The organism is Methylibium sp., from assembly GCF_013817345.1.
Taxonomy (GTDB): Bacteria; Pseudomonadota; Gammaproteobacteria; order Burkholderiales; family Burkholderiaceae_C; genus Methylibium.
Genome location: NZ_JACDCW010000001.1, coordinates 26,513 through 49,984 on the forward strand (window position 1 = coordinate 26,513; position 23,472 = coordinate 49,984).

Below are 23,472 nucleotides of genomic sequence, written 5' to 3' on the forward strand. Positions count from 1 at the left end.
GTCATGGACCTCAAGCCGCTGATTGCGTTGCTGGCGATCGTCAACCCGATCGGCGCTATCCCCTTCTTTCTCAGCTTCACCAGCGGCTTCAGCCGTGCGCAGCGCCAGCGCACGATCCGCGTCAGCGCCTTCAGTGCCTTCGTGGTGATCGCCGTGAGCGCTCTCGCCGGGCTGCGCATCATCGAGTTCTTCGGCATCAGCATCGCCTCCTTCCAGGTCGGCGGCGGCACCTTGCTCCTGATCAGCTCGCTGCAGATGCTGCATGCCCAGCCAGCCGAGACAAGCAAGGAAGACGTCAGCGAAGGCGCCGAGCGTGCCGATGCCGGCGACAGCATCGCCGTGGTGCCACTGACCATTCCGCTGCTCACCGGCCCGGCCACCATCTCGACGATGGTGATCTATGCCCAGCAGAGTCCGCACTGGTGGCAGCTTGGCACGCTGGTGCTCTACGGCGTGGTGATCGGCGTGGCGGTGTACGTCGCCTTCATGGCCTCGGGGCGCATCGCGCGCGTGCTGGGCCAGACGGGCATCAACGTGATGACGCGGCTGATGGGCCTGATCCTCGCCGCCATGGCGGTCGAGATCATGGCCGCGGGGCTGATGCAGCTGTTCCCGGTGCTGGCGACGGCGCTGCCGCGCTGAGCCATTTCGCGATGAGTTGTCCGTTGCGGACCGAGGATCGGGCCGCGCCCCAGCCGGCCTCGGCCAGCCGCGAGACGCGGCTGGCGCTCGTGCCGTCCAAGTCCGCGCAGGCGGTTTTGGAGCCGCGGCGCTTGCTCCCCTTAGGGGATCGGCCGATGTACCCGTCGCACGAGGGGCTCCAATGAGCGACGCGCTGCGCTTCGACCACGTGATCATCGGCGCCGGCACCGCCGGCTGCCTGCTCGCCAACCGGCTCAGCGCCGACCCGGGCAAACGCGTGCTGCTCATCGAGGCGGGCGGGCGCGACAACTACCACTGGATCCACATCCCGGTCGGCTACCTGCATTGCATCGGCAACGCGCGCACCGACTGGCTCTACCGCACCGAGCCCGATCCCGGGCTGAACGGCCGCGTGCTGCGCTACCCGCGCGGCAAGGTGCTCGGCGGCTGCTCCAGCATCAACGGCATGATCTACATGCGCGGGCAATCGCGCGATTACGAACACTGGGCCGACGTGACCGGCGACGACGCCTGGCGCTGGGAGGCGGTGCTGGCGCGCTTCCGGCAGCACGAGGACCACCATGGCAGCGACGCCGTCGACCCCGGGTTCGCCGCCTTCCACGGGCGCGGCGGCGAATGGCGGGTCGAGAAGCAGCGCTTGCGCTGGGATCTGCTCGACGCCTTCGCGCTGGCCGCGCAGCAGGCCGGCATCCCGGCGAGCAGCGATTTCAATCGGGGCAACAACGAGGGCGTCGGGTACTTCGAGGTCAACCAGCGCGCCGGCTGGCGCTGGAACACGGCGCGGGCTTTTCTGCGGCCGGCCTGTCATGGCCGGCCGAACTTCACGATGTGGACCGGCGCGCAAGTCTCCCGCTTGCTGCTCGAACGCGGCGGCGACGGTGCGCTGCGTTGCACGGGCTGCGAAGTGCTCACGCCGCAGGGGCTGCAGACGGTCAAGGTCGACGGCGAAGTGCTGCTTTGCGCGGGCGCGATCGGCTCGCCGCAGTTGCTGCAGCTCTCCGGCATCGGACCGGCCGAGCTGCTTGCGCAGCGCGGCGTGCCCGTGCAGCGCGCACTCCAGGGCGTTGGCGAAAACCTGCAGGACCACCTGCAGATCCGGGCCGTGTTCAAGGTAACGGGCGCCCGAGCCGGCCGGCTCACGCTGAACACCCGAGCCGCCTCGTGGTGGGGCAAGGCGCTCATTGGACTGGAGTACGCCGCCCGGCGCAGTGGGCCCATGAGCATGGCGCCTTCGCAACTCGGCGCCTTCACGCGCTCCTCCCCCGAGCACGCGTGGCCGAACCTCGAATACCACGTGCAGCCGCTGAGCCTGGAGGCCTTCGGCGAACCGTTGCACGGCTTCGATGCCTTCACCGCGAGCGTGTGCAACCTGAATCCGACCAGCCGCGGCAACGTGCGCATCAAGAGCCCGCGTTTCGAGGACGCGCCCGCCATTGCGCCGCACTACCTCTCCACCGCCGAGGACCGCCAGGTCGCCGCCGACAGCCTGCGCGTCACGCGGCGCATCGCCGCCCAGCCGGCGCTCGCCGGCTACCGGCCCGAGGAATTTCGCCCCGGCCTGCGGTACCAGAGCGACGAGGAACTGGCCCAGCTTGCCGGCGACATCGGCACCACCATCTTTCACCCCGTGGGCACCTGCAGCATGGGCCGCGTCGACGATCCCGATGCGGTGGTCGATGCCCGGCTGCGCGTGCGGGGCGTAAGCGGACTGCGCGTGGTGGACGCCAGCGTGATGCCGACCATCACGAGCGGCAACACCAACAGCCCCACCTTGATGATCGCGGAGCAGGCAGCAGCCTGGATCGCCGCCGATGGCGGCCACCGGCGCTGAGCCGCAGGGCCGCAGAGCCGCAGCGACGGTGTTGCCGCCATCGGCGTGGCCGGACGATTCGGTGCGCTAGCGAACGCGCGCCGCCGCACATCGGCCGAAGGTAAACCCCGATGCACCGCCCGACCGCGACTGCCTAAAGTGCGCAGACTCGCGACGGGCCTGCCCGTCTGACGGGGGACCGAGGAGACAAAGCAAAAAATGGCGGACGATGTTCCGCCGCGACCGACAAAGGTCACACAAACACGGCGCGGGCCCATCCGTCTGCGCTTGAAGAGCGTCGGTACCCCCGGCGCTCTTTGTTTTGTGGCATCGCGTTCGTTGCCTGCCACCGCAGTTCGGGCCCGGCGCTTGGGCTACCCTCGCCGCCCGTCCTCCTGCCGCTGCGGCGCCCGCCATGCTCGACCTCGCCATCGTCACGCTGGCCTCGCTCTTCGCCGGTTTCGTCGACGCCATCGTCGGCGGCGGCGGGCTGATCCTGGTGCCGGCGCTGTTCAGCGTGTTTCCCAACGCCGCGCCGGCCACCCTGTTCGGCACCAACAAGGGCGCCGCCGTGTGGGGCACGGCCTGGGCGACCGCGCAGTTCGCGCGCCGCGTCCGGCTGCCCTGGTCCGCCTTGCTGCCGGCCGCTGCCGCGGCACTGATCGGCGCCTTCGCCGGGGCCTGGACGGTCACGCAGATCAGCGCCGACGGCCTGCGCCGCGCTTTGCCTTTCGTATTGCTGGCGGTGCTGGTCTACACGCTCGCCCGCAAGGACCTCGGCCGCAGTCATGCGCCGCTCCATCACGGGCGCGCTGAGGCCGGCTGGGCCTCGCTGATCGGCGCGATCGTCGGCTTCTACGACGGGTTCTTCGGCCCCGGCGCCGGCAGCTTCTTCGTCTTCCTGTTCGTGCGCGCGCTCGGCTACGACTTCCTGCACGCCAGCGCCAGCGCCAAGCTGCTCAACACCGCCACCAACCTCGCTGCACTCGGCGCCTTTGCCTGGACCGGGCACGTGTGGTGGCACATCGCCGTGGTGATGGCCGTGGCCAACGTGGCGGGCAGCCTCGTCGGCACTCGCTTGGCGCTGCGTCACGGTGCCGGCTTCGTGCGGGTCGTGTTCATCGTGGTGGTGTCGATGCTGATCCTCAAGACGGCGTTCGACGGCTTCATGCGTTGAAGCGGGCCGACCGGAGCCACCGCCCGGGCTGCATTGCACACAAGGCCACGCGGCGTCTCGGCCTGGTCCGCGCCGGGGACCGCAGAATCGCGGTCGAATGACGACGCTCCCCGCCAGACCTGCTTCTCGCCTCTCGCGACGACTTGCCGCGGCAATGTGTACGGCCTCGACCGCCGCGGCGATGGTGCTGCCGGCAGCGAGCCTCGCGCAAGACGCCGATCCTTCACACGCACCCGCACCGTGCCGCGTCGACGGTCTGCGCCACGAGGTACTGTGCGGCCGGGTATCGCGCCCGCTAGACCCGGCTCAGCCGGCCGGCCGGCGAATCGACGTGCACTACGTCGTGGTGCCGGCCACAGCCCTCGCCAAGCGACCCGACCCGGTGTTCTTCTTCGCCGGCGGCCCCGGGCAAAGCGCCATCGCGTTGGCCGGCCGGGTCATGCCCTTGTTCCAGCGCCTCAACAACCGGCGTGACATCGTCTTCATCGACCAGCGCGGTACCGGCCGCTCGGCGCCGTTGACGTGCGCGAGCGACGATGCGCTGCCGCTGGCCGAGCGACTCGATCCGGACCGGGCGATCGCCCGGCTGCACGCCTGCCGCGAAACACTGCAGGCGCTGCCGCACGGCGACCTGCGCCGCTACACCACCGTCATCGCGACGACGGACGCCGAGGCGGTGCGTGCCGCGCTCGGCGCTCCGCAAGTGAACCTGGTCGGCGGCTCCTACGGCAGCCGTGCCGCGCTCGACTATCTGCGCCAGTTTCCCGCACGCGTGCGACGCGTCGTGCTCGACGGCGTGGCGCCGCCCGACATGGCGTTGCCGCGCAGCCTGTCGCTCGATACCGCCGCGGCGCTCGAAGCCTTGTTCGCCGATTGCGCACGGGACGCTGCCTGCACCGCCCGCCACCCGAAACTGCGCGAGCGCTGGCAGACGCTGCTGGCCAGTCTGCCGGCACGGATGAGCGCCGTGGATCCCGCTACCGGAATCACGAGCACCGTGACGCTGCGCCGGGAGACCGTTGCCGCCGCTGTGCGAGGGCCGCTCTACGCGCCGGCGCTGGCTGCGGCGCTGCCGTTCGCGATCAACGAGGCGCTGGCCGGGCGTGCTGCGCCGCTGATCGGCTTGGCCGGCAGCCTGGGCGGCGGCACGCGTGCGCTCGAAACAGCCGAAGGCATGCATTTTTCGGTGGTCTGCGCGGAAGACATGCCGCGGCTCGATGCGCCGCCTGCGACCGGTACGAGGTCAGGCGCAACGGCGGACGCCGCAGCAGACGAAACGGTGTGGAACAGGACCGATGCAGCCGCGCCGGCGCAGGCTGCCAATGCGTTCTCGCAGGCCTTCCTGCGGCCCTACCGCGAGGTGTGCGCTGACTGGCCGCGCAGCGAGGTGCCGCCGGCTTTCTACACACTGCCTCGCAGCACGGTGCCTTTGCTCGCCTTCAGCGGAACGCTGGACCCGGTGACGCCGCCGCGTCATGGCGAGCGGGTGGTGCGGGCACTGGGCGCGGTGGAATCCGGCGGCAAGGCGCGCCATGTGGTCGTCGCCAACGTCGGGCATGGAGTGTTCGCGGTCGACTGCACGCGCGAAGTGCTGCAGCGCTTCATCGATGTCGAAAGCGAAGCGGACGCGATGTCGGCCGACGCTTCGTGCCTGGCCGGGCTGCCGCGGCCACCGGCTTTCGAGCCGCCCCGGCCGGAGTTGGCCGGGTGATCCGCGCCGAGGCGCTGCACAAGCGCTTTGCGGTTGCGGCCAAGGGCCTCTTCGGCCGCCGCCGGCCGCCGCCGCTGGTCGCTGTCGCGGACGTCGGCTTCACGGCGACCAATGGCCTCATCACCGGCCTGCTCGGTCCGAACGGCGCCGGCAAGACCACGACCCTGCGCATGGTGGCCGGGCTGGTCCTGCCGGACGGCGGCCGCATCGATGTCGACGGCATCGACGTGACCCGTGACCCGCAAGCCGCCCTGCGCTGCATGGGCGTGCTCGGCGACGGCCGGGGCCTTTACCCGCGGCTCAGCGCCCGCGAGAACATCGTGTACTACGCGCGGCTGCACGGGCTCGACCGCGACACCGCTCAGGCCCGCGCCGAGACGCTGGCCGAGACGCTGGACATGAAGCCGCTGCTCGAGCGCCGCACGGAGGGCTTCAGCCAAGGCGAACGCATGAAGACGGCGCTGGCCCGCGCGCTGGTCCACGACCCCGCCAACATCCTGCTGGACGAGCCGACCAACGGGCTCGATGTGCTCTCCACACGCGCCTTGCGCGAGGCGCTGCGCCATCTGTGCAGCCCGGCGGGGGGCTCGAAGTGCATCGTGTTGTCGAGCCACGTGATGCAGGAGGTCGAGCGGCTGTGCGACCACGTGATCGTGATCGCCGGCGGGCGCACCGTGGCCGAGGGCACGGTGGCGCAGTTGTGCGAGCAGAGCGGCGAAAGCGATCTGGAGGAAGCGTTCGTGACGCTGGCATTCGGCACTCAGCAGGGCGCCCGCGCATGACGCGCGCGCTACACAAGGGCGACGTGTGGGCCGGCGCCGGCGCCGTCTTCGTCAAGGAGATCGTCGACGCGCTGCGCGACCGCCGCACGCTCGCCATGGTGCTGGTCAGCTCGGTGTTGCTGGGGCCGCTGGTGCTGGCCTTGCTGTCGAGCCTGGTCGCGGGACTGGAGGAGCGTGCGGAGCGGCGCGTCGTGGTGGCGGCCGGCATGGAGCACGCGCCGACCCTGCGCAACTTCATCGAGCGCCAGACCTACCGCATCGAGGCCGCCCCGCCCGATTACGAGGCCCGGCTGAAAGCCTCGACGCTCGGCGAGCCGGTGCTGCTGATCGAGCCCGGTTTCGAGGCGGGGCTGGCCCGCGGTGAGGCGCCTTCGGTGGCCATCGTCAGTGACAGCAGCAACCGTCAGGCCGAAACCGGTGCCCGCCGGCTGCAGCGTCTGCTCGATGGCTTCAACCGCGAGCGCGGCTCCCTGCTGCTGGCGCTGCGCAGCGTGCCGGCGCAGTTGCTGCAGGCGATCGACGTGCAGGATCACGACCTCGCCAACACACGCAGCCGCGCCACGCAGCTCACCGGCATGCTGCCCTTCTTCGTCATCATGGCGGTGCTCTACGGCGCGCTGAACGCGGCGCTCGACACGACGGCCGGCGAGCGCGAGCGCGGCTCGCTGGAGCCGCTGCTCACCAACCCGGCCTCGCCGATGGCGCTGGTGCTCGGCAAATGGGCGGCCGTGGTCACGGTGGCCATGCTGATCGCGCTGCTCAGCGTGCTGAGCTTCCTGCCTGCGCGCCTGCTGATCCAGAGCGAGACCTTGCGTTCTCTGTTCGTGTTCGGCTCGGCCGAGGCGGCGCGCTTCCTGTTGGTGCTGGTGCCGCTGGCGGCCGGGCTGTCGGCGCTGATGATGGCGGTGGCGATCCGCTGCAAGAGCTTTAAGGAGGCGCAGGCCAACAACACGGCGGTGATCCTCGGCGTGTCGCTGATGCCCCTGGTGGCCTTGTTCAATCAGGGTGGAGATGAGCCCTGGTTCGCGTGGGTGCCGGCCTTGGCGCAGTACACCTTGATGAACCGGGTGTTGCGCGGCGAGGCGCTGGGCACCGCCGATGTGCTGGTCTCGCTGGTCGTGGGCCTCGTGCTCACCGCGTTGTGCCTGGCCTTCGTGGCGCGGCATCTGCGTTCGGTGGCGGTGCGCTGAAGGGGGTACGCCGGCAGCGCGCTTCACGGCCGCTGCCGCGCGTATCGGCTCGAACGCATTAGATCTTCAGTGGATTTGTCGGCGCCCGCGAACGCCGCTGGTTGCTCCGCAGCGTCGCGTACACCGCGCGGTTCATGCCAGCGGTATGAAGCCCGAGTCGCGCGAGCCAGCGCCGCGGCTGCCGAGGCGGCGGGCCGGCGGGGCGTCGCCTGTCGCCCGGTGTCGCTCTTCGCGTTGCGACTCCTCGAGCGCACGTTGCACCTCCGCCTGCCACGGCAGACCATGAACGATGCCGTTGAGATGCGGCGCGGCTTCGTGCGCGGTGAGCACCTCGCCTTCGTTGCCGATCAGGCGCAGGTTGGTGATCATCATCATGGGGTCGGCGATGGCAATCACGCCCTGCGCCACTTCGATCCAGTCCCATGACACGCCGGCCGCGCTGTCGGCGGCGCGGCCGCCCCACACCGTCTGCCCGGTGTACGGCCAATCGGCGTTCAGAGGCAGCGCGACATGCGTGCCAAGATGCACGAAGTGCGGTCTCGATTCGAGAGCCGGCTGCCACAATACAGGCGGCCACGCGCCCACGGTCCATGCAGGAGTCATGATTGAGTCGGGCTTGCGCCCGAAGTCGGTTTTGGTGCTTGCCAGTGTGAAGCGGCGAGCCGGGCTTGAAAGCTGTAAACCTTGTCAGGGCTGCATCGAACGGTGTGCGATGCCGCACACCGGCACACATTGAACTTGAAGGACGCGATGCTGCAAGGCAGCTACCAATCGGTTCTCGAAGCGCGCAACCGCGAGGAGTTTCGCAACGAGGTCGTGCGCTTCACGAAGCAGCTGGGCTTCGAGACGGTTGCGGCAGTGACGATCATTGATCATCACATCGGCGACTCGGAGTTCATCGAAGTCGACAACGCGCCGGACGCCTGGCGCGACGCCATGCAGGATCCGCAAGGCGGTCAACTCGATCCGGTGATGCAGCATTGCAAACGTCACAGCGTGCCGATCATTTGGGATCAAGGCACCTATGTGTCAGCGGGCCAAGGGGCGCTTTGGGAAATTCAGGCGCGCTATGGATACCGTGCCGGCATTTGCCTCGCGCTGCATATGCCGGACGGCAGGCACTTCATGCTGGGTGTCGACCGCGATCAGGCCTTGCCGAACGATCGCGCCGAAGTCACGCGCATCGTTGCCGACTTGCAGCTCTTCGCCGTTCATGCGCAGGACACCGCCATGCGCGTGTTGGTCCCCGAGCGATTGCAGCCTGAACGGCCGAAGCTCACTCCTCGAGAGCTCGACAGTTTGCGCTGGACCATGGAAGGCAAAACTGCTTGGGAGGTCGGCGCCGTACTCGGCATCACAGAACGAACCGCCGTCTTGCATGTGAGCAACGCGATGCACAAACTCGGCTGCAACAACAAGCACCAAGCGGTGCTCAAAGCGCTGCGGCTCGGTTTGATCCGTTGAGTTGACGTAACTCAGGGTTTACCCGCCCCTGTAAGAGTTGTCAGTACCCTCTGCCATCTGGCGCTGCTTCAATCTGGGCATTGCATTCATTGCGGATGCATGTCAACACAGACTGGAGCCACCGTGCAAAAAAACCGCCAAGTTCCCGACACCGTTGCTGCAAATCGCCGTGTTGATCGCCCCCTCCCTGCAGGACAGACGGCACCGCTTCCGCTGGATCCCGGCCTTCTCACGCATGTCGGCGGTGCCGGTCCGCGGGCCCCGCGAACCACTTGGTGATCGCGCGCAAAGCGGACTAGCCGCACCGAGACCGCAAGCCGCGACCGGTGCGGGGCCGCTCGGGCGCTGACCGCGCCCACCGATGCCCTCCCTCTTTCGCCCCGAAGTTGTCGAAGCCCGCCAGCAAGCCTGGCTGGGCGGCATCCAGCTCATCCGGCCGCTGTCGCTGTCCTTCCTGACCGCCTGCGCCGTTATCGCGGCGCTTTTGGTCATGGGCTATCTGTTCTTCGGCGAGTACACGCGCAAGGCCCGGATCGGCGGGGTGCTGGTGCCCGATCTGGGAGTGATCCGGCTGATGCCGCCGGAGCCGGCCAACGTGCTGGAGCGCCTTGCGCACGAAGGGCAGTCGGTTAAGCGCGGGGCATTGCTGTTTGTGCTGTCGGCCGATCGCGCCACCGCCGGCGGCGATGCCCAAGCCTCCGTGCAGCGCAGTCTCGCGCTCACGGAGCGCAGCCTGCAGGACGCGCTGCAGCGCCAAAGCGCTCTGCTCGACACCCGGCGCACCGCGCTCGACCGCCAGATCGCCGATCGACGCGGCGAACTGGCACAGATCGAAACCGAATCGACGCTGCACCGCGAACGGCTCGACCTGGCGCAGCAGGCGCTCGCTCAGTACGACTCATTGCACCGCGACAACTTCATCTCCTTCGCGCAATTGCGCGCCAAGGGAGAGGAAGTGCTGGCGGTGCGCGCCCAGCTCCAGGCGCTGCAACGGCAGCGGGCCGCGCAGCAGCGCGAGATCGGCGTGCTCGAAGGCGAACGCCGCGAGCTTCCGCTGCAGGCGCAGGCCGCCCGGGGCGAACTCGAGCGCGATCTCGCCATGGTGGCGCGCGAGGCGACCCAGACGGAGGCCCGCCGCCGCATCCTCGTGCATGCGCCCAGCGACGGCGTGCTCGGCGCGGTGCTGGCCGAGCCCGGCCAGCCGGTGACGCCGGCCGCCGCACTCGCCAGCCTGGTGCCGGCCGATGCGCGCCTGCAGGCACATCTGTATGCACCGTCCAGCGCCTTGGGTTTCGTGCGCCCCGAGCAGGCGGTGCTGCTGCGCTACCAGGCCTATCCGTACCAGAAGTTCGGTCACCAGACCGGGCAGGTGCTGCAGGTCTCGCGCACGCCGCTGCAGGCCACCGAGATGGCCGGCGTGCCGTTGGCCGGCGTGGCCGCGTTCTCCGACGTGAGCGGCGAGCCGCTGTACCGCATCACCGTGGCGCTCGACCGCCAGACCGTCTCCGCTTACGGCCAGCCGCAAGCGCTGGTGGCGGGCATGCAGCTCGAGGCCGATGTGCAACTCGACCGCCGCCGGCTGATCGAGTGGTTGTTCGAACCGCTGCTCGGCCTGACCGGGCGCGTCGCTGCCGAGCCGACATGAGCAGCGCCAAAGCATGAGCACGCCGGGCCGCCCCAAGGGCTCATGCTCCCGCTCGGCGGGACCGCGCGCAGCGCGTAGGGGCAAGGCGGGTCTTTCGAGCCGCATGCGGCGAGCCCGCCGAGCGGCAGCGGCCTGCAGGCCGCTGCGCGCACCGCAGGTGCCCCAGTGAGCGACGGTCTGCGCTGGGGCTGGAGCGCCTCTGCCGTACCGATGGTCCTGCAGACCGAGGGCGCCGAATGCGGACTGGCCTGTCTGGCGATGGTGGCCGCGCATCATGGCCACCGCACCGACCTGGCCACGCTGCGTCAACGCTTCTCGCTGTCGCTCAAGGGCGCGACCCTGGCCGACCTCGTGCGCTTCGCCGGAGCGCTGCAGCTCAACGCCCGGCCCCTGCGCGCCGAGCTGGAGCACCTCTCGCAATTGCAGTTGCCCTGCATCCTGCATTGGGATCTGAACCACTTCGTGGTGCTGAGCGACGTCAAGCGCGCGCGAGGCGGCTGGGTGGCAACCATTCACGACCCGGCGCGCGGCATCAGGCGGCTGCCGCTGGCCGAGCTGTCCCGGCATTTCACCGGCGTGGTGCTCGAACTGCTGCCCGGCGCCGGCTTCGAGGCCAAGACGGAACGCCAGCATGTCGGCCTGCGCCAGCTGCTCGGTCCGGTACGCGGCCTGAAGCGCTCGCTGGTGCAGATCTTCGTGCTCGCCCTGGCGCTGGAGCTGTTCATGCTGCTCGCGCCCTTCCTGCTGCAGTGGGTGGTCGATGGCGCCCTGCTCAGCGGCGACCGCGACTTGCTGATCACGCTGGTGATCGGCTTCGGCCTCCTGATGGGCCTGCAGGTGGCGACGGGTGCGTTGCGCTCCTGGGCGGTGCTCTATCTGTCGAGCACGCTCAACCTGCAGTGGCTGGGCAATGTGTTTGCGCACCTCATGCGCCTGCCGGTGGCGTGGTTCGAGAAGCGCCATGCCGGCGACGTGATGTCGCGCTTCGGCGCAATCCAGAAAATTCAGGAAACGCTCACCACCAGCTTCATCGAGGCAGTGCTCGACGGCCTGCTGGTCGTGGTGACGCTCGCCGTGATGTGGGTCTACAGCGCCCTCTTGACCAGCATTGCGCTGGGCGCGGTCGCGATCTACGCGGTGTTGCGCTGGGCCTTCTTCCGCCCGCTGCGCGACGCCACCGAGGAGGCGATCGTGCACGAGGCCACGCGCTCGACGCACTTCCTCGAATCGCTGCGCGGCGTGCAGGCCATCAAGTTGTTCAACCGGCAGGACGAGCGCCGTGCCCGCTTCATGAACTTGGTGGTCGATGCGATGAATGCCGACATCGCCACCAAGAAGCTTGATCTCGCCTTCGGCGTCGCCAACAAGCTCGTGTTCGGCCTGGAGCGCATCGCCGTCATCGGCGTCGGGGCGCTGCTCGTGATGGACGAGCTGTTCACGGTCGGCATGCTGTTCGCCTTCCTCGCATTTAAGGAACAGTTCGCGCAACGCGTGGCCGGCCTGATCGACAAGGTGGTCGAGCTGAAGATGCTGCGGCTGCAGGGCGAGCGCCTGGCCGACATTGTGCTCACCGCACCCGAGGTGCAGGTCGAGGACAAAGACGCCCGGCAGGAACCGGCAGCGCGGCTCGAGGTGCGCGACGTCGATTTCCGCTACGCCGACACCGAGCCGAAGGTGCTCGAAGGCGCCAGCCTGGTCATCGAGCCGGGCGAATCGGTGGCCATCGTGGGACCGTCGGGCTGCGGCAAGACCACCTTGCTCAAGCTGATGCTCGGCATTCACGCTCCGCAAAGCGGCGAGATCCGCGTCGGCGGCGTGCCGCTCGCGCAACTCGGCCTGGCACGCTGGCGCGACATGATCGGCACGGTGATGCAGGACGACCAGCTGTTCGGCGGCTCCATCGCCGACAACATCGGCTTTTTCGACGTGCAGATGGATGCAGCTCGGGTCGAGGAATGCGCACGCCTGGCCTGCGTGCACGACGAGATCGAGGCCCTGCCGATGGGCTATCACACGCTGATCGGCGACATGGGCGCGAGCCTGTCGGGCGGGCAGAAGCAGCGCGTCCTGCTCGCCCGCGCGCTCTACAAACGCCCGCGCATCCTCTTTCTCGACGAAGCCACCAGTGCGCTCGACGTCGACCGCGAGCGGATGGTCAACCAGGCGATCCGCGGGCTCGACATCACGCGCGTGATCGTGGCCCACCGGCCGGAAACCATTGCAGCGGCGGCACGGGTCATCGTGCTGCAGGGTGGCCGCGTGACGCAGGATCTGCGCAGCGTGCCTAATCACGCGCAATCCGAAACCGGCCCCTGAAGCACAGACCGAACGCGAGCTCGGGCCGGTGCGCTGCGGCACACAAAGGCGCTGGCGAGGTGTGACATTTCGCTCGCGCCGTGCCGGCCCCACCGAGGGTTTGCTATGGTGCGCGTTGTGAATGACGACGCACCGCCACTGCCGCAACTGCATCCGCGTTGCGCGCTCTTTCTCGATTTCGATGGCACGCTCACCCCGATCATGCTGCGGCCGCAGGATGTCGAGGTCGGCGCCTGGCTGGTGCCCACCTTGCGCAGCCTGCAGTCCCGTTTGAATGGGGCGCTTGCGATCATCAGCGGGCGGCCGCTGAGCGAGCTCGATGCCTTCCTCGCGCCGCTGCGCCTGCCGGCCGCCGGCGTGCACGGCGTGGAGCGGCGCGATGCCCAGGGCCGCACGCGCGTGCAGGCCGGTGCTCCGCCGGCCGATGTGCTCTACACAGTGGAGCGTGTCGTGGCTCGCTACCCGGAGCTGCGGCTCGAGCGCAAACCTTCGGCGCTCGCTTTGCACTACCGCGAAGCGCCGCATCTCGGCGACGTGTGCCAGCAGACCCTGCTGGCGGCGGTGCGACCGCACCAGGAAGACTGGACCGTGCTGCTCGGCAAGTGCGTGGTGGAGTTCAAGCCCAAGCGGGCCACCAAAGCGCATGCGGTGATCGAGTTCATGGAAAGCGAGGAGTTCGCCGGTCGCGTGCCGCTGTTCATCGGCGACGACGCGACCGACGAAGACGGCTTCACTGCGGTGCAGGCCGCGGGCGGTGCCGGCGTCAAGGTCGGGCCCGGGCCGAGCGGTGCGCTGCACCGCCTGGCCGACCCCGATGCGGTGCGCGTCTGGTTGCAGGCGGCCCTCGCGCAGTGGCCGCAGTCGGCCCAGCCGCAGAGCGCGCCATGAGCCGGCAGGGCCGCCGGGGTAAGCAAGGCCCCCTTCCCTGTACGCGGCGCGCCCCTGCGCTCGGCTGGGCGGGGCGAAGAGCTTGGGTGCGTCCATGAGGCCGCATGGCAGCTCGCTCGACCTCGGCCTCATTGGCAACTGTTCCATCAGCGCGCTGATCGACGCGCAGGCGCGCATCGTCTGGTATTGCCTGCCGCGCTTCGACGGCGACCCGGTGTTCCATGCCTTGCTGGCCGATCCGCCCTCGTGGCCGGCCAACGGTAGCTGGACGATCGAGATCGAGGACTTCGAGCGCAGTGAGCAGTCCTACGACGAAGGCACCGCCATCCTGCGCACGCGGCTGATCGGCCGCAACGGCGATGCGATCGAGGTGGTCGATTTCGCGCCGCGATTCTTTTCGCGCAATCGGCCGTTTCGCCCGGCGGTGCTGATTCGGCGTGTCCATCCCGTGCGCGGCCACCCGCGTATCCGCATCAGCATGCGGCCGATGGCCGACTGGGGCCGCGTGGTGCCGCAGATCACGCGAGGCGGCCATCACCTGCGTTATTGCGGCCCCGCCGGCACCTTGCGCCTCACCACCGACGCGCCCATCACCTACATCGAGGCCGAGATCTGGTTCTCGCTGGGCGGGCCGCTCAACATGTTGCTCGGCCCGGACGAGACGGTCGAGCGCGGCGTGGCCGAGGTCGCACGGGAGTTCGAGGAGCAGACCGCGCATTACTGGCGCAGCTGGACGCGCGCGCTGGCCCTGCCGCTGGAATGGCAGGCCGCAGTGATCCGGGCCGCCATCACGCTCAAGATGTGCCTGTTCGAGGAGACCGGCGCCATCGTTGCGGCAATGACGACGAGCATTCCCGAGGCGCCCGACAGCCAGCGCAACTGGGACTACCGCTACTGCTGGCTGCGCGACGCCTTCTTCGTGGTACGCGCGCTCAACAGCCTGTCGGAAGTCGGCACGATGGAGGACTACCTGCGCTGGCTGCACAACGTGGTGCGCGAGGCGGCGGGCGGGCACATCCAGCCGCTCTACGGCATCGGGCTGGAGAAGACCCTGCCGGAGGTTCAGCTCGATCACCTGCGCGGCTACCGCGGCATGGGCCCGGTCCGCGTGGGCAATCAGGCGCAGGAACACTTCCAGCACGACGTGTACGGCAATGTCATTCTCGGCGCCGCGCAGTCCTTCCACGACCGGCGGCTCTTCCGGCGCGCCGACGCCGGCGACTTCGCCCTGCTCGAAGCGGTGGGCGAGCGCGCCTGGGCCACGCACGATCAGCCCGACGCCGGCATGTGGGAGCTGCGCACCCGCGCACGCGTGCACACGTCGTCGGCGCTGATGAGTTGGGCCGCCTGTGACCGCCTCGCCAAGATCGCCGTGGCGCTGGCGCTTCCGGAACGCGCGCTCCTTTGGCGCGCGCGGGCCGACACCATCCGTGAGCGGGTATTGAGGGAGGCCTGGAGCGAACGCCGCCAGGCCTTCGCCGAGAGTCTGGGCGGCAACGACCTTGACGCCAGCGTGCTGCTGATGGCGGAGGTCGGCTTCATCGATCCCCGCGATCCGCGTTTCATTGCCACGGTCGACGCGCTCGAAGCGAGCCTGTGCGATGGGCCCTACATGCGCCGCTACGAAGCGGCCGACGATTTCGGCAAGCCCGAAACCGCCTTCAACATCTGCGCCTTCTGGCGCATCGATGCGCTGGTACGCATCGGCAGGCGCGAGCAGGCGCGGGCGATCTTCGAGGCCATGCTGGCGGTGCGCAACCCGTTAGGCCTGCTCTCGGAAGACACCGATCCCCGGAGCGGCGAGCTCTGGGGCAACTTTCCCCAAACGTATTCCATGGTCGGCGTGATCAACGCCGCTGTGCGCCTGTCGGCGCCGTGGGATTCGGTGATCTGAACACTGAAGGACACGGCAATGGCAGGCAGGCTGGTGGTGGTGTCCAACCGGGTCGGCGACCCTCGCAAGCCGGCGGCCGGCGGCTTGGCGGTGGCGGTAGGCGAGGCACTGGCTGCCAGTGGCGGCCTGTGGTTCGGCTGGAGCGGCAAGGTGGTCGAGCAAGGCGACAGCGGGGCGATGCATTCGCAGCAGTCGGGCAAGGTGACCCTGGCGACGTTGGACCTCAACGCGGCCGACCACGAGGCCTATTACGAGGGCTATTCCAACCGCGTGCTGTGGCCGGTGTTTCACTACCGGCTCGATCTCGCCGACTTCGAGGCCGGCTTTTTCGAGGGTTACCAGAGAGTCAACCGCCTCTTCGCGCGCAAGCTGATGACGCTGCTGCGGCCCAACGACGTGATCTGGGTTCACGACTATCACCTCATCCCGCTGGCCGCCGAACTGCGGGCGGCCGGCTGCACGCAGCGCATCGGCTTTTTCCTGCACATCCCGCTGCCGCCGCCGCTGATCCTTGCCGCGATTCCGGCGCACGAGTGGCTGATGCGCTCGTTGTTTGCCTACGACCTGGTGGGCCTGCAGAGCGAGGCCGACGTGGAGCACTTTTCGCGCTATGTGAAGTCGGAGGCCGGTGCCGAGCCCCTGGGCGACGACCACTACCGCGCCTTCGATCGGCAGGTGCGCGCGCGCGCCTTCCCCATCGGCATCGACGTGAACGAGTTCGCCGCGCTCGGCGAGACGGCCGAGTCGATGGAGATTCGCAAGACGCTGCACGAGCAGTACGCCAAGCGGCAACTGCTGATCGGCGTGGACCGGCTCGACTACTCCAAGGGCCTCCCGCAGCGGCTGCGCGCCTTTCGGCGGCTGCTCGCCAACTACCCCGAGAACCTGAAGAGCGCCACGCTGATCCAGGTGGCAACGCCCACGCGCGAGGGTCTGAATGCCTACGCCGACATCCGTCGCGAGCTGGAAGGCTTGTCGGGCGAGATCAACGGCGAGTTCGGCGAACTCGACTGGATGCCGGTGCGCTACATCCACCGCACACTGGCGCGCCGCCGTCTGCCGGGGCTCTACCGTGCGGGGCGGGTGGCGCTGGTGACGCCGTTGCGCGACGGCATGAACTTGGTGGCGAAGGAGTTCATCGCCGCTCAGGATCCGGAAGATCCGGGCGTGCTGGTGCTGTCGCGCTTCGCCGGCTCAGCCGAACAGCTGCGTGAGGCCTTGCTGGTGAATCCCTACGACACCGGTGCCACCGCCGAAGCGGTGCAGCGCGCCTTGCGCATGCCGCTGGGCGAGCGCCGCGAGCGCCATCAGGCGCTATTGACGCGCATTCGCGAGCAGGACGTGCACTGGTGGCGGATCAGCTTCCTGCGCGCGCTGGAAGAGGCCGAGCGAGCGCCGGGTTGAGTCGGTTCGGCGGCTTGCGCTTTTGCCGTGGCCACCATGTCCGGTTCGCCTTTGCAGCTCAGAAGTGCGCCAGGTAGCCGCCGTCGACCGCGAGCGTGTGGCCGGTGACGTAGCTGGCGGCCGGCGAGGCCAGGAACACCACCGCGCCGGCGATCTCGGCCGGCTGCCCGACACGGCCGAGCGAACTGCGCTGCCGGAGCCAGTCGAGCGTGCGAGGGTCGGTGGCGAGCGAGGCGTTGGTCTCGGTCGCAAAGAATCCCGGAGCGACGGCGTTGACGGTGATGCCGCGCGACCCCAACTCGGCGGCCAATGCCCTCGTCAAAGCATCGAGGGCGCCTTTGGTGGCCGTGTAGACCGCGTCGCCGTCGCGCGCAATCGGGCCGGCAATCGACGTGAGGTTGACGATGCGCCCGCCGCCGCTCAGTGGGCCGCGGCCCATCAGCCGTGCCGCGCGACGCGCCAGTTCGAATGGTGCGACGAGGTTCACCTCCAGCAAGCGGCGCACTTCATCGAGGGTGAATGCGTCGAGCGCACGCCGGTCGCGCTGGCCGACGTTGTTGACCAGAATGTCGAGGCGGCCGGGGCTGCGCTCGATCTGCTCGAAGGCAGCCTCCACCGACTGGGCGTCGGCGACGTCGAATGCCAGAAGGTCGATCGCCGCGGCCGGCAACTCGGCCTGCAGCGCCGCCCGGGCCGCTGCCAGTGCCGCCGGGTCGCGGCCGTTGAGCAGAACGTGCGCGCCAGCGGCGGCCAGGCCGCGGGCAATCTCGAAGCCGAGGCCACGCGCCGCTCCGGTGATGAGGGCGATCTTTCCGTCGAGTGCGAAAGCCGCGTTCATGCGCAGGGACCGGCCGTTGCCTGCTCCAGCCAGCCGAGCCCGCGCAAAGCCTGCTGCCGCGACGACCCGCACCTCTCGGTCGAGGGCCGGAGGCTGCCGCACACGGCGGGACGACGCGGATCGCCAAAGAGCTTGCAGCGGTTGGCGACGTCGAGCTGAACGCATCGCACCGAGGCAGGCTTGCCGGCCGGCATTCCCGGGATAGGGCTGGAGATCGAGGGCGCAATGCAGCATGCGCCGCAACCAGAGCGGCAGTTCACGTTCCCCTCGCCTTCAGTCGGCAAGCGCCTTACCGGACGCAGGCGCGGCGCAGTGCCGAGATCGCCATCGCGATGCGGCGGGCAGAGGCGGCGCAGGGATGACGCAATTTCATGCACGGCATTGTCCGACGGGAGTCGAGGGCGCGTCCGCAGACATCGGTCTCGGAGATGGGCGGAGCGTCTGAGGGGCGTGAGGTCTGCGCCTCTCAATGCCGTGCTGCTTAAAATTTAGGCTTCGCCCGCTCCAGGGCGGAGTGTGCCTAGCCGTTGGCCGGGCGAAAAAGGCTTGCCATGTTTTATCCCCAGGAATTCGATGTCATTGTGGTCGGCGGCGGCCATGCCGGCACCGAAGCGGCGCTGGCGGCTGCCCGCATGGGCTGCGCCACGTTGTTGTTGACGCACAACATCGAGACGCTCGGTCAGATGAGCTGCAACCCGTCGATCGGCGGGATAGGAAAGGGGCACCTCGTCAAGGAGATCGATGCCCTTGGGGGCGCTATGGCACTGGCGACGGACGAAGCGGGTATTCACTTTCGAATTCTGAACGGCTCCAAGGGCCCAGCGGTGCGAGCCACGCGTGCGCAGGCCGATCGCATTCTGTACAAGGCGGCGATCCGGCGGCGGCTCGAAAACCAACCAAACCTGTGGTTGTTCCAACAGGCCGTGGATGATCTGATGACCGAAGGAGACAGAGTGACAGGGGCCGTCACGCAAGTGGGTATTCGCTTCCGTGGAAAGACGGTGGTGCTCACCGCAGGCACTTTTCTCGACGGGAAGGTCCACGTCGGCCTTCAGAATTACAGCGCGGGGCGTGCCGGCGATCCGTCGGCGATGAGCTTGTCGGCTCGACTCAAGGAACTCGCGCTGCCGCAAGGCCGCCTCAAGACCGGCACGCCGCCGCGCCTCGATGGACGTACGATCGATTTCGACCGCCTCACCGAGCAACCGGGCGACGGCGTAACACGAGCGGATGAAGCTGCGGGCGAAGGCGTGCCGGTGTTCAGCTTCATGGGCCGTACGGATCTTCACCCGCGCCAGATTTCATGCTGGATAACGCACACGAACGAGCGCACCCACGAGATCATCCGCGGCGGCTTTACGCGCAGTCCGATGTTCACTGGTGGGATTGCCGGTGTCGGACCTCGGTACTGCCCCAGCATCGAGGACAAGGTGAACCGCTTTGCCGACAAGGGCAGTCACCAGATTTTCCTGGAGCCGGAGGGGCTCACGACGAACGAGTTCTATCCGAACGGGATTTCCACTTCTCTACCCTTCGACGTTCAGCTCAAGGCGGTTCACTCGATGCCCGGTTTGGAACGGGTGCACATCCTGCGGCCGGGGTATGCGATCGAATACGACTACTTCGATCCTCGCGCGCTGCGTGCGAGCTTTGAAACGAAGGCCATCCGGGGCCTGTTCTTTGCGGGGCAGATCAACGGAACGACCGGGTACGAAGAAGCTGCAGCGCAAGGCTTGCATGCGGGCATCAACGCAGCACTTCATTCCCACGATCAACCCGCTTGGGTGCCGACCCGAAGTCAGGCCTATCTGGGAGTCCTTGTCGATGACTTGATCACCAAGGGGGTAACCGAGCCTTACCGCATGTTTACCAGCCGAGCCGAGTTTCGACTGCAGCTTCGCGAAGACAACGCCGACGTCCGCTTGACCGACTCGGGACGGGCTCTCGGACTGATTGATGATCTTCGGTGGGAAGCCTTCAACCGCAAGCGTGACGCTGTTTCACGTGAAACAGAACGACTTCGATCGATTTGGGTGAATCCAAAGCTGTTGATTGCTTCTGAGGCAGTGCGGCTATTGGGTAAGGCGCTGGAACATGAACACTCGTTGTTTGACCTGCTGCGTCGGCCTGACTGTGACTTTGACCTGGTGACGGAGGTGAGCCGAATAGCACGGCCTGACCTCGCGACTCGCGGCCGTAGTGAGTTGCGCACAGAGCTCGGGGAGCGGCTTGCCGACGCTGTCATCGGGCAGATGGAAATCACAACCAAGTATGCGGGCTACATCGACAAGCAGAATGACGAGATCGACCGTGCAGTACACCACGAGGAGCTGCGATTGCCAGTAGGGATGGATTACCGCGAGATCAAAGCCCTGAGCTACGAGGTTCGGCACATCCTGCAGACCCACCGGCCAGAAACACTGGGGCAAGCGGCGCGAATGGCAGGAGTGACACCGGCGGCGATATCGCTCTTGCTGGTTCATCTGAAAAAAGGGCGCTTCGACGATTCTCAGACGATCCAGCCAGTGGGTGTGGACGCTCCAGCATGACGTTTGAAAGCCAAGACCGGCTGGCCGCAACGTTAAGGGAAGGACTTGTTGGTCTGAAACTCGATTTGGACGGCGTGCAGCAAGGCCTTTTACTGCGGCACCTCGCGCTGATCGAGCAGTGGAATCGCGTCTACAACCTCACTGCCGTACGAGAACCGGCGCACATGCTCACGCAGCACTTGCTCGACAGCTTGGCGGCAGTCCGGCCGCTTCGGCAGGTGGTTGCTAGCAACGGGTGGCGGGGTGAAGTTTCTCTGCTCGACGTCGGCAGTGGCGCCGGCCTGCCGGGCATTTCTATTGCGGTTACCTGCCCAGAATGGTCAATGACTTGCGTGGATGCCGTTGGCAAGAAGGCCGGGTTCATTCGTCAAGTGGGAGTGGAACTGGGATTGCGCAACCTTGCGGCAGTGCATTCGCGTGTGGAGGCGCTGGTACCTAAGCCTTGGCAAGTGATCGTGTCACGCGCCTTCGCTTCGCTTGCCAGTTTTACCGCGTCGACAGCGCCGTTACTTGCAGAGGGAGGCGTGTGGCTTGCTATGAAGGGCAAGGTCCCGAATCAAGAGATTGCGCAGTTGCCTCAAGACATAGAAGTGTTTCACGTGGAACCACTGGAGGTGCCGGGGTTGAATGCAGAGCGCTGTATCGTATGGATGCGCCGGACGATGGCCGCCCAGCGCGTATAGGGCTCTCGATAGCAACGTCGATAGCAAGGCAGGTCAAGCGCGGCTGAGGCGAGGGCGGGCTGCGTCAAGCTTGGCTTGACGCAGCACTCGCACAAACCAGAAAATACGACCAGCCAAAACTTCTGGTTTGACTCGACCTAATGAATGCCTTCGTCGGCGCGTTCGAAGCCAAGACGCATCTGTCGGCACTGCTGGAGCGCGTCGAGCGTGGCGAAGAGATCGTCATCACGCGCCATGGCCGCCCGGTGGCACGGCTGGTTCCGCCAGCGCCGGCAGGGCAAGACGCTGAAGGCTTGACAGAGCAGCTAAGGCTGTTCAGGCGCAATCACCCAATGGGCGCGCTGACCTGGCGCCGATTGCGCGACGAAGGCCGCAGCAGGTGAGCTCCTTCGTATTGGATACCTCCGCTGCCCTGAGCTGGTGTTTTGCGGACGAGCACGAGTCCTTCAGCGAGCGGCTGCTGGATCAAGCAACCCAAAGCGGCGTGCTGGTGCCCATGCTCTGGCACACCGAAATGGCCGCTGCGCTGCTCGCCGCGCAACGACACGGCCTTCTGGAATCCACCGAATTGCGCCTCCTGGGCGCCTTGTTCGACCGCCTGCAAATTCAGACAGACGCCGCTGCTCCCGAGCGAGCGCGCCATGACGTGCTGCTCCTCGCGCAGGAGACGGGCCTGTCGGTCCAGGACGCGACATATCTCGATCTGGCGATGCGCCGGCAGTTACCCTTGGCCACTTTCGATCCGTCCTTGCAGCGCGCCGCAGCGGCCTTGCGCATACCCACTCTCGCTCCCTGATGCCCATGGCCAAGATTTTCTGCATTGCGAACCAGAAGGGCGGCGTCGGCAAGACGACGACCAGCGTCAACTTGGCGGCCGGGCTCGCGCAGATCGGCCAAAGAGTACTGATCGTGGACCTCGACCCGCAGGGCAATGCGACGATGGGCTCGGGCATCGACAAGCGCCGGCTCGAGCTGACCGTCTACGACGTGCTCCTCGAATCGGCCTCCATCGCCGAAGCCCGCCAGCGCAGCGAAAAGGCCGGCTACGACGTCATCGGCGCCAACCGCGAACTGGCCGGCGCGGAGGTAGAGCTCGTGCAGCTCGAGCGGCGCGACCAACGGCTGAAAGCCGCGCTGGCCCCCGCTGCGGACGACTACGACTTCGTGCTCATCGACTGCCCACCCTCGCTCAGTCTGCTCACCCTCAACGGCCTGTGTGCGGCACACGGCGTGGTGGTGCCGATGCAGTGCGAATACTTCGCGCTGGAAGGCCTGTCGGACCTGGTCAACACCATCAAGCAGGTGCATGCCAACCTCAATCCGGAGCTCCAGATCATCGGCCTGCTGCGCGTCATGTTCGATGCGCGCATCACGCTGCAGCAGCAGGTCAGCGAGCAGCTCAAGGCGCACTTCGGCGAAAAGGTGTTCAACACCGTGATCCCCCGCAACGTGCGGTTGGCGGAAGCGCCGAGCTACGGTTTGCCCGGGGTGGTGTTCGATCCGCAAAGCAAGGGCGCCCAGGCATTCGTCGAATTCGCCCGAGAGATGGTCGTGCGCATCGAGAGCCTGCGCTGAGGCGGTGACGATGATCGTCCATGCGCCGCCGGCCGTCGCCCGCCTCCCAGCGGCCGGCCTGTCGCCGGCCTTCGACGCGCGACTGCTGGCGCGCATCGAAGACGCCGGGCTGAACGCGTCCGCGCCTCCGCAACAGCGGGTGCTGGGCGGCTGGATCCTGCGGCTGTCGCCGGGCAAGGCCAAGCGTGCGCGGTGCGTCAACGCGCTGGCCGTCGGCCGTCTGCCGCTGCCCGAACTGCTGGCGCGTGCCGAAGCCGTGTTCGAGCTGGCGAGTCTGCCCTTCATCGTGCGCATCACCCCCTTCACGCAGCCGGCCACGCTCGATGCGCTGCTTCAGGCGCGTGGCTTCAAGGCCTTCGACGACACGCGGGTGATGGTCCGCGTCGGCCTGGACGGTTTGGGCCCCGCAACGCTGCCCGCCGGTTGCGAGCTGGAGGCGCCCGGCCACGGCGCATTCGCCGAGGCGGTCGGGGCCTTGCGCGGCACGCCACTAGCGCAGCGTCAGGCGCATGCGCAGCGCCTTCGCGAGTCGCCGAGTGCCTACAGCGGGCTGCTACTCAAGCGCGGCGGCAGCCTGCTCGCCTGTGGCCAGCTCGCGATGGAGGACGATCTCGTCGGGCTTTACGACGTGTTCACCGTCCCCGAGCAGCGCCAAAACGGTTTGGCCACCGCGCTATGCCTGCAGTTGCTTCGGCTGGCGCACGAGCGCGGGGCGCGCTGCGCCTACCTGCAGCTAGACGCCGACAACCACGCGGCGCGCTCGGTCTATGCGCGCCTGGGTTTTGTCGATGCCTACGCCTATCACTACCGCAGCCAGGACACTGATGAACTCGGATAAACCAACGGCCCATGACAGCCGCCGGGAACTGGCGCCTGTGGCCAT

General features: G+C 67.8%; 21 protein-coding genes. 18 read left to right on the forward strand and 3 right to left on the reverse strand.

Going from position 1 to position 23,472, the window contains the following annotated elements:
* Positions 1-3 precede the first annotated feature (3 nt).
* The 6 genes from H0W40_RS00130 (at position 4) to H0W40_RS00155 (ending at position 7,333) form a co-directional block, all read left to right on the forward strand.
* Complete coding sequence (locus H0W40_RS00130) at positions 4-642, forward strand: MarC family protein (RefSeq protein WP_292441876.1); 639 nt, start codon at positions 4-6, stop codon at positions 640-642.
* A gap of 181 nt (positions 643-823) precedes the next feature.
* Positions 824-2,494 carry a GMC family oxidoreductase gene (locus H0W40_RS00135; protein ID WP_292441877.1) on the forward strand — a complete coding sequence of 557 codons (1,671 nt, stop codon included), beginning with the start codon at positions 824-826 and terminating at the stop codon, positions 2,492-2,494.
* Positions 2,495-2,888: 394 nt separating this feature from the next.
* Entirely contained in the window at positions 2,889-3,650 is a 762-nt protein-coding gene (locus H0W40_RS00140) for a TSUP family transporter (protein ID WP_292441879.1), read from the forward strand.
* Positions 3,651-3,804: 154 nt separating this feature from the next.
* Positions 3,805-5,361, forward strand: coding sequence for an alpha/beta fold hydrolase (locus H0W40_RS00145; RefSeq protein WP_292441881.1), 1,557 nt, complete (start codon positions 3,805-3,807; stop codon positions 5,359-5,361).
* Positions 5,358-6,143, forward strand: a complete 786-nt coding sequence (locus H0W40_RS00150) for an ATP-binding cassette domain-containing protein (protein WP_292441882.1) — start codon at positions 5,358-5,360, stop codon at positions 6,141-6,143. The genes H0W40_RS00145 and H0W40_RS00150 overlap by 4 nt, the downstream gene beginning before the upstream one ends.
* Positions 6,140-7,333, forward strand: a complete 1,194-nt coding sequence (locus H0W40_RS00155; RefSeq protein ID WP_292441883.1) for an ABC transporter permease — start codon at positions 6,140-6,142, stop codon at positions 7,331-7,333. Before H0W40_RS00150 ends, H0W40_RS00155 begins: the two co-directional genes overlap by 4 nt.
* A gap of 132 nt (positions 7,334-7,465) precedes the next feature.
* Here H0W40_RS00155 and H0W40_RS00160 read toward each other — a convergent pair whose 3' ends face one another.
* Positions 7,466-7,936, reverse strand: coding sequence for a hypothetical protein (locus H0W40_RS00160; protein WP_292441884.1), 471 nt, complete (start codon positions 7,934-7,936; stop codon positions 7,466-7,468).
* 135 nt (positions 7,937-8,071) lie between these two features.
* On the opposite strand from H0W40_RS00160, the gene H0W40_RS00165 reads away from it, so the two are divergent.
* From H0W40_RS00165 to otsA, 6 genes are all read left to right on the forward strand, one after another.
* Positions 8,072-8,797, forward strand: a complete 726-nt coding sequence (locus H0W40_RS00165) for an autoinducer binding domain-containing protein (protein ID WP_292441885.1) — start codon at positions 8,072-8,074, stop codon at positions 8,795-8,797.
* 361 nt (positions 8,798-9,158) lie between these two features.
* Positions 9,159-10,442, forward strand: coding sequence for an HlyD family efflux transporter periplasmic adaptor subunit (locus tag H0W40_RS00170; RefSeq protein WP_292441887.1), 1,284 nt, complete (start codon positions 9,159-9,161; stop codon positions 10,440-10,442).
* A 165-nt stretch (positions 10,443-10,607) separates the two neighbouring features.
* A complete protein-coding gene (locus H0W40_RS00175) occupies positions 10,608-12,758 on the forward strand; it encodes a peptidase domain-containing ABC transporter (protein ID WP_292441888.1) in 2,151 nt (716 codons plus the stop codon).
* A gap of 105 nt (positions 12,759-12,863) precedes the next feature.
* Entirely contained in the window at positions 12,864-13,646 is a 783-nt protein-coding gene (gene otsB, locus H0W40_RS00180; RefSeq protein WP_292441889.1) for a trehalose-phosphatase, read from the forward strand.
* A gap of 94 nt (positions 13,647-13,740) precedes the next feature.
* Positions 13,741-15,540, forward strand: coding sequence for a glycoside hydrolase family 15 protein (locus H0W40_RS00185; protein ID WP_292441891.1), 1,800 nt, complete (start codon positions 13,741-13,743; stop codon positions 15,538-15,540).
* Between the two features lie 18 nt (positions 15,541-15,558).
* The gene (gene otsA, locus H0W40_RS00190; RefSeq protein WP_292441892.1) at positions 15,559-16,944 is read left to right on the forward strand and encodes an alpha,alpha-trehalose-phosphate synthase (UDP-forming); all 1,386 of its coding nucleotides are present in this window, start codon (positions 15,559-15,561) and stop codon (positions 16,942-16,944) included.
* Positions 16,945-17,002: 58 nt separating this feature from the next.
* Here otsA and H0W40_RS00195 read toward each other — a convergent pair whose 3' ends face one another.
* Positions 17,003-17,782, reverse strand: coding sequence for an SDR family oxidoreductase (locus H0W40_RS00195; RefSeq protein ID WP_292441893.1), 780 nt, complete (start codon positions 17,780-17,782; stop codon positions 17,003-17,005).
* Positions 17,779-18,042 carry a YkgJ family cysteine cluster protein gene (locus H0W40_RS00200; protein ID WP_292442004.1) on the reverse strand — a complete coding sequence of 88 codons (264 nt, stop codon included), beginning with the start codon at positions 18,040-18,042 and terminating at the stop codon, positions 17,779-17,781. The genes H0W40_RS00195 and H0W40_RS00200 overlap by 4 nt, the downstream gene beginning before the upstream one ends.
* 291 nt (positions 18,043-18,333) lie before the next feature.
* Between H0W40_RS00200 and mnmG the strand changes: the two genes are divergently transcribed.
* The 6 genes from mnmG (at position 18,334) to H0W40_RS00230 (ending at position 23,427) form a co-directional block, all read left to right on the forward strand.
* The gene (gene mnmG, locus H0W40_RS00205; protein ID WP_292441895.1) at positions 18,334-20,331 is read left to right on the forward strand and encodes a tRNA uridine-5-carboxymethylaminomethyl(34) synthesis enzyme MnmG; all 1,998 of its coding nucleotides are present in this window, start codon (positions 18,334-18,336) and stop codon (positions 20,329-20,331) included.
* On the forward strand, positions 20,328-21,014 hold the full coding sequence (gene rsmG, locus H0W40_RS00210) for a 16S rRNA (guanine(527)-N(7))-methyltransferase RsmG (protein WP_292441896.1): 687 nt from the start codon (positions 20,328-20,330) through the stop codon (positions 21,012-21,014). The genes mnmG and rsmG overlap by 4 nt, the downstream gene beginning before the upstream one ends.
* 140 nt (positions 21,015-21,154) lie before the next feature.
* Positions 21,155-21,397 carry a type II toxin-antitoxin system Phd/YefM family antitoxin gene (locus tag H0W40_RS00215; RefSeq protein WP_292441898.1) on the forward strand — a complete coding sequence of 81 codons (243 nt, stop codon included), beginning with the start codon at positions 21,155-21,157 and terminating at the stop codon, positions 21,395-21,397.
* Complete coding sequence (locus H0W40_RS00220; RefSeq protein WP_292441900.1) at positions 21,394-21,810, forward strand: type II toxin-antitoxin system VapC family toxin; 417 nt, start codon at positions 21,394-21,396, stop codon at positions 21,808-21,810. The genes H0W40_RS00215 and H0W40_RS00220 overlap by 4 nt, the downstream gene beginning before the upstream one ends.
* Positions 21,811-21,815: 5 nt before the next feature.
* Positions 21,816-22,589: a ParA family protein gene (locus H0W40_RS00225; protein WP_292441902.1), complete on the forward strand. Its 774-nt coding sequence runs from the start codon at positions 21,816-21,818 to the stop codon at positions 22,587-22,589.
* Between the two features lie 10 nt (positions 22,590-22,599).
* A complete protein-coding gene (locus H0W40_RS00230) occupies positions 22,600-23,427 on the forward strand; it encodes a GNAT family N-acetyltransferase (RefSeq protein ID WP_292442006.1) in 828 nt (275 codons plus the stop codon).
* Positions 23,428-23,472: the final 45 nt, after the last annotated feature.

Coding starts and splice junctions, on each gene's coding strand:
- H0W40_RS00130 (WP_292441876.1), top strand. CDS start 4: ATGGACCTCAAGCCGCTGATTGCGTTGCTGGCGATCGTCAACCCGATC.
- H0W40_RS00135 (WP_292441877.1), top strand. CDS start 824: ATGAGCGACGCGCTGCGCTTCGACCACGTGATCATCGGCGCCGGCACC.
- H0W40_RS00140 (WP_292441879.1), top strand. CDS start 2,889: ATGCTCGACCTCGCCATCGTCACGCTGGCCTCGCTCTTCGCCGGTTTC.
- H0W40_RS00145 (WP_292441881.1), top strand. CDS start 3,805: ATGTGTACGGCCTCGACCGCCGCGGCGATGGTGCTGCCGGCAGCGAGC.
- H0W40_RS00155 (WP_292441883.1), top strand. CDS start 6,140: ATGACGCGCGCGCTACACAAGGGCGACGTGTGGGCCGGCGCCGGCGCC.
- H0W40_RS00160 (WP_292441884.1), bottom strand. CDS start 7,936: ATGACTCCTGCATGGACCGTGGGCGCGTGGCCGCCTGTATTGTGGCAG.
- H0W40_RS00170 (WP_292441887.1), top strand. CDS start 9,159: ATGCCCTCCCTCTTTCGCCCCGAAGTTGTCGAAGCCCGCCAGCAAGCC.
- otsB (WP_292441889.1), top strand. CDS start 12,864: ATGGTGCGCGTTGTGAATGACGACGCACCGCCACTGCCGCAACTGCAT.
- H0W40_RS00185 (WP_292441891.1), top strand. CDS start 13,741: ATGAGGCCGCATGGCAGCTCGCTCGACCTCGGCCTCATTGGCAACTGT.
- otsA (WP_292441892.1), top strand. CDS start 15,559: ATGGCAGGCAGGCTGGTGGTGGTGTCCAACCGGGTCGGCGACCCTCGC.
- H0W40_RS00195 (WP_292441893.1), bottom strand. CDS start 17,782: ATGAACGCGGCTTTCGCACTCGACGGAAAGATCGCCCTCATCACCGGA.
- mnmG (WP_292441895.1), top strand. CDS start 18,334: ATGTTTTATCCCCAGGAATTCGATGTCATTGTGGTCGGCGGCGGCCAT.
- rsmG (WP_292441896.1), top strand. CDS start 20,328: ATGACGTTTGAAAGCCAAGACCGGCTGGCCGCAACGTTAAGGGAAGGA.
- H0W40_RS00215 (WP_292441898.1), top strand. CDS start 21,155: ATGAATGCCTTCGTCGGCGCGTTCGAAGCCAAGACGCATCTGTCGGCA.
- H0W40_RS00225 (WP_292441902.1), top strand. CDS start 21,816: ATGGCCAAGATTTTCTGCATTGCGAACCAGAAGGGCGGCGTCGGCAAG.
- H0W40_RS00230 (WP_292442006.1), top strand. CDS start 22,600: ATGATCGTCCATGCGCCGCCGGCCGTCGCCCGCCTCCCAGCGGCCGGC.